The organism is Pseudomonas phoenicis, assembly GCF_047302395.1.
Classification (GTDB): domain Bacteria; phylum Pseudomonadota; class Gammaproteobacteria; order Pseudomonadales; family Pseudomonadaceae; genus Aquipseudomonas.
Window position 1 is genome coordinate 3,193,581 of record NZ_CP154852.1, and the last position, 14,463, is coordinate 3,208,043.

At 61.1% G+C, this 14,463-nt stretch carries 14 protein-coding genes and 2 pseudogenes; 8 read left to right on the plus strand and 8 right to left on the minus strand.

Features of this window, described 5'->3' with window-relative positions; genetic code table 11:
• Window positions 1-91 precede the first annotated feature (91 nt).
• The gene (arfB, locus tag AA0Z93_RS14300; RefSeq protein WP_413048238.1) at window positions 92-505 is read left to right on the plus strand and encodes an alternative ribosome rescue aminoacyl-tRNA hydrolase ArfB; all 414 of its coding nucleotides are present in this window, start codon (window positions 92-94) and stop codon (window positions 503-505) included.
• Window positions 506-531: 26 nt separating this feature from the next.
• Here arfB and AA0Z93_RS14305 read toward each other — a convergent pair whose 3' ends face one another.
• Entirely contained in the window at window positions 532-1,455 is a 924-nt protein-coding gene (locus AA0Z93_RS14305) for a helix-turn-helix transcriptional regulator (RefSeq protein WP_413048237.1), read from the minus strand.
• Window positions 1,456-2,016: 561 nt separating this feature from the next.
• Between AA0Z93_RS14305 and AA0Z93_RS14310 the strand changes: the two genes are divergently transcribed.
• The 4 genes from AA0Z93_RS14310 to AA0Z93_RS14325 all read left to right on the plus strand — a co-directional run bounded on the left by AA0Z93_RS14310 (window position 2,017) and on the right by AA0Z93_RS14325 (window position 6,185).
• Entirely contained in the window at window positions 2,017-3,366 is a 1,350-nt protein-coding gene (locus tag AA0Z93_RS14310; RefSeq protein WP_413048236.1) for an MFS transporter, read from the plus strand.
• A gap of 100 nt (window positions 3,367-3,466) precedes the next feature.
• Entirely contained in the window at window positions 3,467-4,153 is a 687-nt protein-coding gene (locus AA0Z93_RS14315) for a fumarylacetoacetate hydrolase family protein (RefSeq protein ID WP_413048235.1), read from the plus strand.
• Window positions 4,154-4,296: 143 nt separating this feature from the next.
• Entirely contained in the window at window positions 4,297-5,061 is a 765-nt protein-coding gene (locus AA0Z93_RS14320) for an SDR family oxidoreductase (RefSeq protein ID WP_413048234.1), read from the plus strand.
• Window positions 5,062-5,228: 167 nt separating this feature from the next.
• A complete protein-coding gene (locus tag AA0Z93_RS14325; RefSeq protein ID WP_413048233.1) occupies window positions 5,229-6,185 on the plus strand; it encodes a 2-hydroxyacid dehydrogenase in 957 nt (318 codons plus the stop codon).
• Between the two features lie 171 nt (window positions 6,186-6,356).
• On the opposite strand, the gene AA0Z93_RS14330 is transcribed toward AA0Z93_RS14325, so the two are convergent.
• A complete protein-coding gene (locus AA0Z93_RS14330; RefSeq protein ID WP_413048232.1) occupies window positions 6,357-6,611 on the minus strand; it encodes a hypothetical protein in 255 nt (84 codons plus the stop codon).
• Window positions 6,612-7,034: 423 nt separating this feature from the next.
• Entirely contained in the window at window positions 7,035-7,652 is a 618-nt protein-coding gene (locus tag AA0Z93_RS14335) for a TetR/AcrR family transcriptional regulator (RefSeq protein WP_413048231.1), read from the minus strand.
• Window positions 7,653-7,767: 115 nt separating this feature from the next.
• On the opposite strand from AA0Z93_RS14335, the gene AA0Z93_RS14340 reads away from it, so the two are divergent.
• Window positions 7,768-8,982 (plus strand): MFS transporter, encoded by a 1,215-nt coding sequence (locus tag AA0Z93_RS14340; RefSeq protein WP_413048230.1) that lies wholly within the window; start codon window positions 7,768-7,770, stop codon window positions 8,980-8,982.
• A 36-nt stretch (window positions 8,983-9,018) separates the two neighbouring features.
• Complete coding sequence (locus AA0Z93_RS14345) at window positions 9,019-10,011, plus strand: alpha/beta fold hydrolase (RefSeq protein WP_413048229.1); 993 nt, start codon at window positions 9,019-9,021, stop codon at window positions 10,009-10,011.
• Window positions 10,012-10,059: 48 nt separating this feature from the next.
• Here the strand turns inward: AA0Z93_RS14345 and AA0Z93_RS14350 are convergent, their stop codons facing one another.
• The 3 genes from AA0Z93_RS14350 to AA0Z93_RS14360 all read right to left on the minus strand — a co-directional run bounded on the left by AA0Z93_RS14350 (window position 10,060) and on the right by AA0Z93_RS14360 (window position 11,664).
• Complete coding sequence (locus AA0Z93_RS14350) at window positions 10,060-10,476, minus strand: hypothetical protein (RefSeq protein WP_413048228.1); 417 nt, start codon at window positions 10,474-10,476, stop codon at window positions 10,060-10,062.
• Window positions 10,477-10,806: 330 nt separating this feature from the next.
• A complete protein-coding gene (locus AA0Z93_RS14355) occupies window positions 10,807-11,499 on the minus strand; it encodes a hypothetical protein (protein ID WP_413048227.1) in 693 nt (230 codons plus the stop codon).
• 15 nt (window positions 11,500-11,514) lie between these two features.
• On the minus strand, window positions 11,515-11,664 hold the full coding sequence (locus AA0Z93_RS14360; protein ID WP_413048226.1) for a hypothetical protein: 150 nt from the start codon (window positions 11,662-11,664) through the stop codon (window positions 11,515-11,517).
• Window positions 11,665-11,932: 268 nt separating this feature from the next.
• Here AA0Z93_RS14360 and AA0Z93_RS14365 point away from each other — a divergent pair.
• A pseudogene (locus tag AA0Z93_RS14365) lies at window positions 11,933-13,041 on the plus strand (IS3 family transposase).
• 111 nt (window positions 13,042-13,152) lie between these two features.
• Here AA0Z93_RS14365 and AA0Z93_RS14370 read toward each other — a convergent pair.
• Both AA0Z93_RS14370 and AA0Z93_RS14375 read right to left on the minus strand, forming a co-directional pair.
• Window positions 13,153-13,773 (minus strand): annotated as a pseudogene (locus AA0Z93_RS14370) (mechanosensitive ion channel family protein); the annotation flags it as partial.
• Window positions 13,774-13,931: 158 nt separating this feature from the next.
• Window positions 13,932-14,393, minus strand: coding sequence for a helix-turn-helix domain-containing protein (locus AA0Z93_RS14375; RefSeq protein ID WP_413370089.1), 462 nt, complete (start codon window positions 14,391-14,393; stop codon window positions 13,932-13,934).
• Between the last annotated feature and the right edge of the window lie 70 nt (window positions 14,394-14,463).

The window sequence follows — 14,463 nt, forward strand, 5'->3', positions numbered from 1 at the left end:
GCAGGCCGCTACAGGCCTTTGCCACAGGCACGTTTCTCTAGGGCACAGCGGCTGAGGCTGTGATAATGGCTGCACTCAAAAGGGCCCTCCCATGCTGACCATCTCCAATACCGTCAACCTGCCGGATACCGATATCGAACTGACCTACATCCGCGCCCAAGGCGCGGGTGGGCAGAACGTCAACAAGGTGTCCAGCGCGGTGCACCTGCGCTTCGACATCCGCGCATCGTCACTGCCCGAGTTCTACAAAGAGCGACTGCTGGCGCTGCGCGACTCGCGCATCACCGGCGATGGCGTGTTGATCCTCAAGGCCCAGCAATACCGTACCCAGGAGCAGAACCGCAACGACGCGCTGGCGCGGCTTGCGCAATTGATCGTCGTCGCCGGCAAGACCGAGAAGAAACGCCGCCCGACCAAGCCGACGCTGGGGTCGAAGACGCGCCGGCTCGAAGGGAAGGCCAAGCGGGGGACGATCAAGGCGGGGCGGGGTAAGGTGGATTTCTAGCCGCCGTGCGGCACCGCTCGACCCCTTCACGATGCAACGCTGCTTTCCACCTCCAGCTGCCGGCGCCGGAACTGTCCTGGCGGCAAGCCATGGATCTGCCGGAAGCGCCGCGAGAAATAGGCCTCGTCGGCGAAGCCGCACAGCCTGGCCACTTCACCCACCGGTTTCGAGCCGCCCAGCAACAGGCTGCGCGCCGCATGCATGCGCCGCTCCAGCACCAGTTCGCTGAAGGTCTTGCCGATCTCCTTGCGCAGCCAGTGGCTGAGGTAGGTGGGTGACAGGTACGCGGCCGCGGCGGCCTTGGTCAGGCTCAGGTCGGGATCGGCCAGATGCTTGCGCACGTACTCGCTCATGCGCCCCAGGGCATCGCGGCGGCTGGCCTGGGCGGCGTTGTCCTCGGCCAGCCGGCTGAAGGGTTCGGCGTACAGCATGCACACCTGGCCGATCATCTGCAGCAGCAGGCCCTTGATCACCTCGCGGCTACCGAACTGGCGCTGCGCGTCCAGCTCGCGCATCTGCCGGACCAGCACGCAGATCCGCTCGAAATCCGCCTGCCCGAGAATGAAGTCCAGGTGCTCCTGGAAACGAAAGGGCGACAGCTCCGGTGCCAGCGCGATCGACACTTCCTCCAGGTCCATCGGGTCGCATTGCAGGTGCGGCAGCAGGAAAGTCTGGGAAAAGTTGATGACCATGAAATGGCTGTTGGCCGGGTGCGGAATCATGTGCAAGCGGTGCGGCAGGATGAAGGCCAGGGCGTTGCGCGGAAACGGCCGCTGCACGCTGCCGATGTGCTGCACGGTGTCGCCGCCCAGGTTGACCTGGACCTGGAAATACTCGTGGCGGTGCAGGGCGGTTTCCGCCGGACGCCCTTGCTCGTCACGGATATAGAAGTCGGCGCGCTCACTGCGTTGCTGCATGCCGTAGGTCGGCACCCGGCTGACTGAGTGCATGTCCATCTCCCTTTCATTGGATGGCTGCCCGATGTCGGCTGCCAGGATCATGCAGCGATTCTGTACAGCGTGGTGGGGTGCTGGCAAGTAATTGTACGATGACTTGACCCCTGACCAAGCAGGCAGTGACTTGGACAAAACCGTTTCGATGTCCGGCAAGTCGCTTCTCGCGAATAGCAGCAAAGGCCTCTGGGACGGTAGTTTCAGCGACTAACGCAGTGCTCTGGAAGGCCCGGATGTTGTCGCCCTTTTTGGACAGGTCGTTCGTCCGAGCAGCCTCTGTACAAAATCGATCTAAAAACAGCGTTGCTTTTTGATTGTTGTACGACCACCTTGATAGGCGTTGCCGCAGACATCTACCAACAATAAGCAAAGGGTGCTCGCACAATGAATCCCGTCCATCGCTCGGCGCATGCGCCACCGCCCGTCCTTCGCGCCCGGTCATCTGGCCAGGGCTGATCCCGCTCCTCTGCACTGCACGACCTGCACCTTCCGCATCGGGAAGGCCGGTCAGTGCCGCCTGAAAACCTCGATAGATCCCAATAACAATGAGGTTCCACCATGTCGAGTCTTCCCAACTCCCAGGCCGTGCCTGTCGCCACCCGCACGGCGCCTGCCGAAGCCGCCGGCTCCCTCGCCCTGCCCACCCGCCGACGCTGGTTCATGCTCAGCCTGTTGTTGGTCGCGACCATCATCAACTACGTCGACCGGGTCAACATTTCCATCGCAGCGCCCTTCATGGCCAAGGACCTGGGGCTGGACAAGATCCAGATGGGCCTGATCTTCTCCGCGTTCGCCTGGACCTACGCCCTGGCCCTGGTGCCGGCCGGCTTCATCGCCGACCGCTTCGGCTCGCGGCTGACGTATGGCGTGTCGTTGATCAGTTGGTCGGCGGTCACCGTCTGCCAAGGTTTCGCCAGCGGCTTCGCCACGCTGTTCGGCCTGCGTCTGGCGGTCGGTGCCATGGAAGCGCCGGCGTTTCCGGCCAACAGCCGCGCAGTGACGGTATGGTTCCCGGCTCGCGAGCGCGGCATGGCCAGCAGCATCTACGTGTGCGGCCAGTACCTGGGCACCGCGCTGTTCACCGGCGCACTGCTGTGGCTGGCCACCACCTGGGACTGGCGCCACGTGTTCTACAGCACCGGCGTGGTGGGCATCCTGTTCGGCGTGGTGTGGCTGTTCCTGTACCGTGACCCACTGAGTTGCAAGAAGGTCAGCAAGGAAGAACTGCAGTACATCGAGGACGGCGGGGGCCTGGTGAAAAGCAGCCAGGAGCGCACCAAGTTCAACTGGCGGCAGGTGGCCGAGCTGTTCCGCTATCGGCAGGTCTGGGCGATCTGCATCGGCAAGTTCGCCAGCACCTCGGCGCTGTACTTCTTCCTCACCTGGTTCCCCACCTACCTGATCGAAGAGCGCCACCTGACCACCATCAAGGCTGGCATCTTCGCCGTGCTGCCCTTCATTGGCGCGACGGTCGGCATCCTGCTCGCCGGGATCGTCTCGGACCTGCTGATACGCCGTGGCTACAGCATGTCGTTCGCCCGCAAGCTGCCGCTGGTGGTCGGTTCGATGCTCGGTATGTCGATCATCCTGGTCAACTTCACCGACTCCAACCTGGTGTGCATCGCCATCCTCACCGTGGCGTTCTTCGCCCAAGGCATCGCCTCATCGTCCTGGGCGGCCGTGTCGGAAATCGCGCCCAAGGAACTGATCGGCCTGACCGGTGGGGTTACCAGCCTGGCGGCCAACATCGGCGGCATCGTCTGCCCCATCGTGGTGGGGGCCATCGTGCACGCCACTGGCACCTTCGCCTGGGCATTCTGGTTCATCGGCGGTGTGGCGCTGATCGGCACCCTGTCGTATTCGCTGCTGCTGGGCCGGATCTACCGCATCGAGCTGCAAGCGAAATAGCCCCGTTAACTCCAACGCGAGGCGGCTTTCGTCCAACTTTGCCGGACGCCGCCGCCTTAGGCTGGAGCCATCGAATCGAACTTAAGCGAGCCAGGCCACTATGAACGACTTCGTCTTCACCCCCGTCCCGCACCCCAGCCTGCCTGTGGTGGGGAGCGAGCAGCGCTTTCCGGTCGGCCGGGTGTTCTGCGTAGGGCGCAACTACCCCTGGAGCGATGACCAGCCGCGCAGCGCGCCATTGTTCTTCATGAAGCCGGCCAGCGCCGTGATCGAGGCGCATGGCGAAATCATCTACCCGCCGCACACCGAGGAGTTCTGTCACGAGATCGAGCTGGTGGTGGCGATCGGCAGCGGCGGGGCGGACATTCCCGAGAGCCAGGCACTCACCCACGTCTGGGGCTATGCCGCCGGCCTGGACCTGACCCGGCGCGACTTGCAGCGCGCCGCCAAGCAGGCCGGCCTGCCTTGGGAAGGTGCCAAGGCCTTCGACGGCTCGGCGCCGGTCAGCGCCATCCGGCCGGTCGGCGACCAGGACCATCCGCAACACGGGGCGGTGTGGCTGCAAGTCAACGGCACCGAGCGCCAGCGCTCGCACTTGCAGAGCCAGCTGTGGTCGGTGGCGCAACTGATCAGTCAGCTGTCCACGACCATCACCCTGCTGCCCGGCGACCTGATCATGACCGGCACTCCCGAGGGCGTTGCCGCTTTGCAGCCCGGCGACCTGATCAGCGCCGGCGTCGAAGGCGTGGGGCAGATCGAGGTGCGCGTGGCGCCGCGCGCCGCCTGAACCGACCACTTTCAACGGGAGACGCAGCATGACTGACAACCACACTTCGAAAATCGCCCTGGTCACCGGGGCCGGCAGTGGCATCGGTAAGGCCGTGGCGCTGCGCTCCGCCTGAACCGAACACTTTCAACGGGAGATGCAGCATGACTGACAACCACACATCGAAAGTCGCCCTGGTCACCGGGGCCGGCAGTGGCATCGGTAAGGCCGTGGCGCTGGGGCTATTGCAGGACGGCTACAGCGTCGTGCTCGCCGGGAGACGCCTGGAGCCCTTGCTCGGCGTCGCCGAACAGGCCGCCGCCCAGGGCTGGCAAGCGCTGCCGGTGGTCACCGATGTGCGCGACCCGGCCAGCGTCAAGGCGCTGTTCGCCACGGTCGAGGAACGTTATGGGCGCCTGGACGTAATCTTCAACAACGCCGGCGTCAATGCCCCGGCCGTGCCCATGGACGAGCTGCCGGTCGAGACCTGGGACAACGTCATCGCCACCAACCTCAACGGCGTGTTCCTGTGCTGCCGCGAAGCCTTCGGGCTGATGCGCCGCCAGCAGCCCCAGGGCGGGCGAATCATCAACAACGGCTCGATCTCGGCGCACACGCCGCGGCCCTTCACCGCGCCCTACACCGCCAGCAAGCACGCCGTGTTGGGGCTGACCAAGGCCCTGGCGCTGGACGGCCGCGAGTTCGACATCGCCTGCAGCCAGATCGACATCGGCAACGCCCTGACCGAGCTGTCCGAGCGCATGACCCGCGGCGTGCGCCAGGCCAACGGCCAGATCGCCGTCGAGCCGATGGTCGACGTGCAGCACGTGGCCGATGCGGTGCGCTACATCGCGGCGCTGCCGCTGTCGGCCAACGTCCTGAACATGACCGTGATGGCCACCAAGATGCCCTTCGTGGGCCGTGGCTGACCACGGCATCGTTCCTTGTATCTGTAGGAGCGGCCGGTTCGGCGCTCCGATTAGCCGCGATGGCCGGCAACGCCGGCCCAACAAGAGTCCACCCTGTAGCAGCGGCCGGCCGGCGCACCGGTTCAGCCGCGATCCCAACGCCACCGAATTTTTCAAGAGGCAACCCCATGAAACCAGAAGTCCTGCAACTGAGCCCGATCCTGATCCCGCAGATCCGCGAACGCCTCGAGCAGCTGTTCGTCATGCGCCCCTACTACCAGCAGACCGACAAAGCCGCCTACCTCAAAGAGCACGGCGCCAACATCCGTGGCGTGGTCACCGGCGGACACACCGGCATCAGCCGCGAGGTGCTGGCGCAGTTGCCGCGCGTGGAAGTGGTGGCGGTCAATGGCGTGGGCACCGATGCAGTGGACCTGGCCTACTGCCGCGACCTGGGCATCCGCGTCACCGCGACCATCGGTGCCTTGACCGACGATGTCGCGGACCTGGCCATCGGCCTGCTGATCGCCGCGTGCCGTGGCCTGTGCACCGGCGACCGTTACGTGCGCACCGGCCAATGGCAGCACAGCCCCACGCCGCTGGCACCCTTGCCCCTGGCGCGGCAGTTCAGCGGCATGCGCATCGGCATCGTCGGGCTGGGCCGGGTAGGGCGTGCGGTGGCGACCCGCGCAGCGGCGTTCGGCTGCCCGATCAGCTACACCGACTTGCAGGCCATCGACGGCGTCGACTACCGCTACGTAGCCGACCTCACGGAGCTGGCGCGTGACAGCGATGCGCTGATCCTGGCGGCGGCTGCGGATGGCGGGAAGGCTATCGTCGATGCCCGCGTGCTCGACGCGCTGGGGGCGGAGGGTTATCTGGTCAACGTGGCGCGCGGCAAGTTGGTGAACGAAGACGACTTGGTGGCCGCGCTTCAGGCGGGGCGGATCGCCGGGGCGGCGCTCGATGTGTTCGTTGACGAGCCGCGGGTGCCGGAGGTGTTGTTCGGCAATGAGCAGGTGGTGCTGCAACCGCACCGTGCCAGCGCTACGGTGCAGACGCGTACGCGTATGGGGGAGATGGTGATTGATAGTTTGGTTGACACGTTTGCCGGGAGGAAGCCGGCGGGGTGTGTGACGGGCTGAGGCGTTTCACGCATTTCTCATGATTCGCCCCGTTTGTAATCAGGCCCTGTGCATAACCTCTATACGGTAGCGGCTAGAAGCAAACGGGGCGGTTCCAAAGGCCGGATGTGATCTCAGGCTATTGCATTGGGGCGGACGCTGGTCTGTTCATTTCCAAGGTGATGGGCATGCTCACTTGGCCTCCACACGCTGCAACACGAACTGGGTCAGGGTTTTGACCATCTGTAGTTGATGGGCTGTATTCACCAGCATGGGCATCCCAGGTTCGCCGGCGTTGGCGCAGATGTATTCGTCGAGGGTGGTTTCGATGCCGGCCATGAGTTCGAGGGTGTGGCTCAGGGCGTCGAGGGGGGTGAGGTCTTGGTTGATCAGGTAGTAGTTGCGGGTGTTCTGGATGTGGGGTGGGTCGGGGACGGGCTTTTTCATCGGACAACTCCTTGCGGGGGCCAGAGAAAACCGCGACCCAACCTTCTCACGGGTTTGGGTGGCGGTCATACGCGGGGTGAGAAACCGAGCGAGCAAGGAGCCCCGGCCAGACCGAAGTCTGCCCGCGCATGACCACCATGAAAGGCAGCTGAACTTACTCGTTACGGGTTCTCACACCCGGTCGTCGAAACGACGCGGTGGACGTTAGTCCTGAAGCATTTCCCCGACAACGGTGAAAATTCGGCTTGGCGCGTAGGATAGTTCGCCGGTGCGCTGATCTTGAAGCATTTGGTATTGGATTCAGAAAAGTCTTACAGAATCGACGCAAGGCGGGAGGGAATCGCCGCCGTAGGCGGGCCGTCCCGACTCTGGGCGTCGCGTGCCGCGCCATGGGTGAACAGCATGGCCAACCGCAGCGAAGTCTCAGGGAAACCGTTCAGGAATCACCTGGGCGCCGCCGATTAGATGGCCGAGACCTACTGCTGCAGTCTCCACGACCGCCAGCAGCCTTAGCTCATCCCAACCTTCCTTCGCCGCAGCCGACAGCCCAAGCATGGTCGCAGAGAGATAGTCCACGACGTGACCAGCAGCGGGGGTGCCGGATGCTTCGAGAAACGCCAGCACTTTTGCACGGTTCTCGTCTGCGATCCGCTTGGCAGCCATGCCCGACTCCGTGGCGCCGGCTTTCGCGTGCTCCAGAATGAAACACCCCCGGCGGTTCGGATGGGCAGCGTAGGCATGCGCCGCAGCCCTGAGGATGTCCTTCAGCACAGCCAGCAACGGTTTGTCCGGGACCAAGAAGGTATCCAGTGGCACAACGGTGGCTGAGTAGTGCCTCAACGCGTCGTTGAAAAACGCACCCTTGCTACCGAAGGCCGTATAGAAACTGGGCGCCGTGATCCCGATCGCTTCGGTCAGCGAGGCGACGCTGACGTTCTCGTAGCCGTGCTCGTGGAACAGATGCTGGCCGACCTGGACGGCGTCCTCAAGGATGAATTGGCGTGGCCGTCCACGCGCTCGCTTATTTTCGTTAGTGGTCATTACATAATCCGTTTACTTCGGGGCTTACGAATAATATAGTGGCTATTAACGTAAATAGCCACGCTGTCAGGCAGCGCTTCACACGGCAGCCAGTACGGCACTCGCGAGGAAAATCATGCAGCTTTCCCCATCACGAAGCCTGTCCGACGAAGCGCCCGCCAAGCGTTCGGGACTACCCATCGCAGCGCTGGTCGGCCTCGCCGCCGCCGGCTTTCTCTGCATCGTCACCGAAACGCTACCCGCCGGTCTGTTGCCCAGCATCGCTTCGGGTCTGCAGATATCCGAAGCCATTGCCGGGCAGCTTGTCGCCATCTACGCCCTTGGATCGCTACTGGCGGCCATACCGCTCACGACCCTGACCCAGGGCTTGCGTCGCAGGCCCGTCTTGCTGTCAACGATCATCTGCTTCGTCATCGGCAACACGTTGACCGCGCTGGCCGGGTCGATCGGTGTCGTGCTGGTCGCACGCTTCATCGCCGGATGTGCGGCGGGGTTGGCGTGGGGAATATTGGCCGGCTATGCCCGTAGCCTCGTACGCCCCGAGCAGACGGGGGCTGCGATGGCGGTCGCGATGGTCGGTGTGCCCTTGGCGCTGTCGTTGGGTGTGCCGCTGGGCACGTTTCTGGGGAGCTTGGTGGGGTGGCGTGGATCGTTTCTGATCCTTTCGGCACTTGCCGTGGCGTTGATCGGCTGGGTCCTGGTGAAGGTTCCCGATGCGCCTGGCCGGGTAGGGGAGGACCGTCCCTCGCTCAGAGGCGTCATCAGGACAAAGGGCATCGTGCCGATCCTGCTGGTCATTCTGGCCTGGATGACGGCCCACAACATGCTCTACACCTACATCGCACCGTTCTCGACCGCCTCGCAGTCAAGGGTCGATCTGGTCTTGTTGGCGTTCGGCGTCAGCTCGCTGGTCGGCATATGGCTAATCGGGCGTTGGGTCGACCGGATGCTGCGCGTGATGGTCCTTACAGCGATCGGTTCGTTCGCACTAACCGCTGTGGTCTTGAGCATCGCTGGCGAGCAAAGCATGGCGGTGTACTTGGGCGCCATCGTCTGGGGGCTGGGCTTTGGCGGCGCAGGCGCCATGATGCAGACAGCGTCGGCTGACGCCGCCGGCAACGGCGTCGACTTGGCCCAGGCCATGGTCACCACTGCATGGAACCTGGCGATCGCGGCGGGCGGCGCCGTTGGCGGAGCGCTCCTCATGCAAGGCGGTACGGCCGCGTTGCCGCCCGCTGTCGCCATCCTCGCGCTGCTCGCTTTTCTCATCGCACTGGCGGCACGCCGCCATGCCTTTCCTCCCGGCAATCGCGCTCAACGTAATCGCTGATTGCCCAGCCTTCTATCGTCCCACCAGGTGAACAACATGAAGTTTCACGCAATTGCACTCGCCGTTGCTGCGCTCGCCATGGGCGCAAATCAGGCCAACGCCGCACAGGTCCAGCCCGCACGACCTCCAGCTGTCAGCGCCCAACAGGCGGAGTTTCCGCTACCCAAAGGCTTTACCAGCGCTTATGAAACGGTCGACGGTGTGAAGCTGCATTTCGTACGTGGCGGCAAAGGCCCCCTCGTGCTGCTCGTCCATGGCTTCGGCCAGACCTGGTACGAGTGGAACAACCTCATGCCGCAACTTGCAGAGCGCCATACGGTAGTTGCCGTCGACCTGCCAGGCCTGGGCCAGTCAGCGCCGCCCAAGACGAGTTACACCGGCGTGGATGTTTCCGAATATCTGCACACGCTCGCCCTGCGCATCAGTATGGGCAAGCCTTTCTCCGTCGTTGCCCACGACATCGGTATCTGGAACACCTATCCCATGGTTGCCCGCCATCCGGGCGACATCGTGAAGGCCGCTTTCATCGAGGCGACCATTCCCGACGACACGCTCTATTCGCTGCCAGCCTTCGTCGAAACCGGAGAGGCACCGGGATGGCATCACAGTTTCTTCGCAGCCTCGGGCCAGTTGGCCGACGCGATGGTCAAAGGCAACGAGCGGCAGTTCCTGACGCACTTCATCCGTCACCATGCCAGCAACCAGGCGGTGTTCACCGATGCGCTGCTGGAGCGTTATGTCCGCTCATACGCCAAGCCTCGGACGTTCCACCATGCATTTGAGTATTACCGGGCGCTGCCCCAGTCGATTGAGCAGAACGAAAAGCTGAGGGCCACGAAGTTGACGATGCCCGTGCTCGCGGTGGGCGGTGGGGGTAATGGCGGGTTTGGTGCGCAACAGCCTGAGAACATTCGCCGCTATGCCACTGATGTCGAATCGCATGTGTTGCCAGGTTGCGGCCATTGGGTTCCAGAGGAGTGTGCGCCTGCGTTGAATGCTTTGATCGATGGTTTCTTGGGTCGACCTTGAGGGGGGAAGTGCGCAATGTCCGGCAACGTGCTATGGCCGTACACGGCACTAGGGCGCCTGCTCAACACGCTGCAGTACGAACTGGGTCAGCGTTTTGACCATCTGTAGTTGATGCACCGTATTCACCAGCATGGGCATCCCGGGTTCACCGGCGTTGGCGCAAATGTATTCGTCGAGGGTGGTCTCGATGCCGGCCATGAGTTCGAGGGTATGGCTCAAGGCGTCAAGGAGGCTGAGGTCTTGATCGATGAAGTAGTAGTTGCGGGTGTTCTGGAAGTGGGATGGATCGGGAACGGGCTTTTTCATGGCATCGGCTCTTCGTTTGTGCGGGAAAAGCCACAACCCAACCTTCTCACGGATTTGGGTGGCGGCCCTGCGCAGGGTGAGAAACCGAGCAAACGAAGAAACCCCGGCCAGACCGAAGTCTGCCCGCGCAGGGCCACCATGAAGGACAGCCAGATTCATCGTGTTCGGGTTCTCACACCCGGTCGTCGAAACGACGCGGTGGACGTTAGTCCTGAAGCATTTCCCCGACAACGGTGAAAATTCGGCTTGGCGCGTAGGATAGTTCGCCGGTGTGGTGATCTTGAAGCATTTGGTATTGGATTCAGAAAGGTCTTACAGAATCTTGGCGGGGCAAGGAGTGTATTCACCCAGCCCATCCTCAGCTGGTGAACCCACTGCCTCGAGGGAAGGCTCAAACATTGCCACGCACAATCACGTTGCTACCCACTAGAAGCGTCTGGCTGAGGCTTTGTTCCAACGGCGGGCGCCTAATGGCTGCAACCAGCAGCTTCAACCCTGGGAGGGCTGTATTGGCGATGGCGTGAAAGGGAGACCTGCAGGCTTCTGAGTGGCCGAGTTGGCTGCTTCTTTTGCCATACCCTCAAGGCCCCCCTGTTGCTGATAGAAGTTATATAGAGAGAAACAGCCGAAAATCAGCAGTGCAACGATCACGGAAGCTAAGCCACTGAGCATGTGATTGCCAAAGGCAGGCCAGAATTTCCATTTCAACCCATCAACTTTGGTGATGACAGTGATTTCCAACGCGGACACCTTGGTGTTGAAGACACTATCGAGTTCTTGGATTTTGGTGATGACCTCACCTTCCATGATCGAGCTACGCATTTCGGCTTCCAGCTGATCGAGCGAGACATCGATGAAATTTTTCGCCATCTGCTCGGCTTGATACCGGTACATGCCTAACTGCTGAGGCGTGCATGCGACCTTTTTGAAGGCCTCATGATCGTCGTCTGGATGCGCTTCAATCCACTCAATTTTGTGGCGTTTGTAGAGGGAGTAGGCGAGCAATCCCAAGAAGTCATCCGGTGATTCCATGAGTTTCCGAAAGACGTCAAAAGGGATGCGTGAGCACAAAGGCGCCGGCTCGGGTTCAGTCGCCTGGTAAGGCGCTTGATCGGAGTCGACTTCTGGGATAATTGGCGGGGCAGGGGCGTGGCTGGGAGCGCCGGGTTGCTGATGGTTCAAAGTGGCGATCCGTGGTCAGCGAGACAAGCGATTGAACGCCTTTTTCATCAGGTTGTTGATCGTGTCAGCCGACAGCTTCGATGAGCGGGTAGCAACGGATTTCTTTGCAGATGTGGAAAGCATTTTGTTGCTCTCTTTGATCAGCGCAATCGAGACGTTGGACATCGCTAGCTCCTGGTTCAGGGTTAAAGCTCAAGTCGGGGATGGATGGGGTTCGTCGGTTATTTTTGAGCGCGGGTGAAACTGAGTCAACCAATGGCAGCACATTTATGCTGTAGGAAAAATCCATTGTCCGTATTGGAAATCTAGCCGATCTGTAGTGGTCTAATGATTCCGGACACCCATTTAGGCGAGAATGCTCGCCATATAGAGGTGTCTGCTGACCAAGCAACGCCGTACCTTTACTCCTGAGTTCAAGCGGGAAGCTGCATGACTGGTGCTTGATCAAGGCTACAGTCATGCCTAGGCATCCCGCTCGCTCGGCCTGGTCGAGTCGACACTGCGCCGATGGGTTAATCAGCTTCAGCATGAGCGCGGCAGCGGTACGCCGGCCAGCAAAGCGTTGACGCCAGAGCAGCAGAAAATCCAAGAGTTGGAAGCTCGAACCACGCGGCTTGAGCGCGAGAAATCGATACTAAAAAAGGCTACCGCGCTCTTTATGTCGGAAGATCTCGAGCGTACTCGCTGATACACCAGATCAGCGCCCATGAGCCCGTTGATTGGTTGTGCAAAGTGTTTGAAATCACTCGCTCAATTTATTACGCATATCGCCATAAACGGCGAACTCCAGACATTGATCGACTGCGGTTGCGCAGTCGAGTGAATGAGCTGTTTACACGAGGGCGAAGTGCGCCCGGCAGCCGTACCATCATGGCAATGATGCAAGAAGAGGGTGAGCAAATCGGGCGGTTCAAGGTACGCAGCCTGATGCGTGAGCTGGCGTTGATCAGCAAGCAGCCAGGATCACATGCGTACAAAAAGGCCACAGTGGAGCGGCCAGATATTCCGAATATCTTGAACCGAGCGTTTGATGTCGAAGCGCCAAATCAGGTCTGGTGTGGAGACATTACTTACGTCTAGGCGCAGGGCAAATGGCACTATCTGGCAGTTGTCCTGGATCTCTACACACGCAGAGTGATTGGTTGGGCCTTATCAGAAAAGCCGGATGGAGACTTGGTGGTCAAAGCGCTGGACGTGGCTTACGAACAATGTGGAAAGCCTCAAGGACTACTGTTCCACTCCGACCAGGGTTCGCAATATGGCAGCCGTCAGTTCCGCCAGAGACTATGGCGCTACCGCATGTGCCAGAGCATGAGCCGCCGAGGCAACTGTTGGGATAATGCGCCGATGGAGCGGGTATTTCGTAGTTTGAAATCGGAGTGGATACCGACCATGGGGTACCTGACTGGGCAGCAAGCTCAACGAGACATTAGCCAGTACCTGATGAACCACTGCAACTGGATCCGACCCTATCAATTCAACGATAGACTGGCTTCAGCGAAAGCCGAAGGAAAACTCAAAACCGTGTCCGGCATGAGTTGACCACTATAATCACGCAGGCTGAACTAGGCCGGCTGCGCCGGCCATCGCGGCTGAAGCCGCTCCTACATGAAGCCCGCGCTTGGTTGACGGGTATCAACAGGGCCCGGTCCTTTAACTTTCCATTTGCTCGGCTTGCTTCCGATATCCAGGCTTCTGTAGCTCCAAGCGCTCCACAACCCGCTCCCCACCCGAAAACCCCACCCGCATATCCCGCCCCGTCGGCTGCTGATACAAACTCAGCCCAAACTCCGGCAACACCGCCAGCAGGTAATCAAAAATATCCCCCTGAATCCGCTCGTAATCCGCCCACGCCGTAGTCCGGGTGAAGCAGTACAGCTCCAGTGGCACACCCTCGGCAGTAGCCTCCATCTGCCGCACCATGCAGGTCATGTTCTGATGGATGTCGGGGTGGTTCTGCAGATAGGCCAAGGCATAGGCGCGGAAGGTGCCGATGTTGGTGAGCTTGCGGCGGTTCGCGGCGAGTTCCTCGCCCAGGCCCTGGGCCTCGTTCCACTCATGCAATTCCTTGCGCTTGGTGGTGAGGTAATCGCCCAGCAAGCGCACGTTGATCAGGCGCTGCTCTTCTTCGGGGGTGAGGAAGCGCACGCTGGACACATCGATGCTCAAGCCGCGCTTGATCCGCCGCCCACCCGATTGCTGCATCCCGCGGTAGTTGCGGAACGACTCGCTCATCAGGCGCCACGTGGGAATGGAAACGATGGTCTTGTCGAACCTTTACACCCGTGAGTAGCTTCTAAGATGGACAAATAAATCTCTTACAAAACAGGCAGTTACTGAGATCGTGAAATGTCCATCTTTTCACCCGAAAATGGACAGGCCGGCTAGCCACCCTGGCGGCACCGGTTACTGCTCCATCCATCTGACCGCTTTCAACGCTCCCGCTTCTGATGCCATAACCGACGTAACGTCGACTCAGGCATTCCGAGCTGTCTCGCAGCCTCACCTTGAGTAAACCCTTTTGCCTTCAGCTCCTGTACCGCCTGCCATTTCTCTCGCGCTGACAAAACGTTAAGCGGAACCTTGCAGTCAGGCTCTGAGGGCTGGTGAGCATCAGCCAATTCGAGGGCTTCGATCTCGGCCAGTGAGGCGAGAAGGACTTCCCGGGGCGTGCGATTACTGTCGCGAGAAACCGTCAGAGCAACCATGGTGGTAAGTTCAAGATCAAGCGCTGCAGCCAATTTTTGGCTTACATCCAAGGTCACCGAGTGCTTCCCACTCTCCACCTTGCTGACGGTCGTTTGATCCAGTTGGGCAGCCATGGAGTGCTGCCTGACGCCCTTACGCTGACGCAGCATTTGGAGCACTGCCGCAAAGGATTGACGGAGCGACATTACAAATCCCCAAAAACCAAGAGGTATGCCGCGTTTGCTTGCCGCCAAACAAAGGAATATATTCATCACT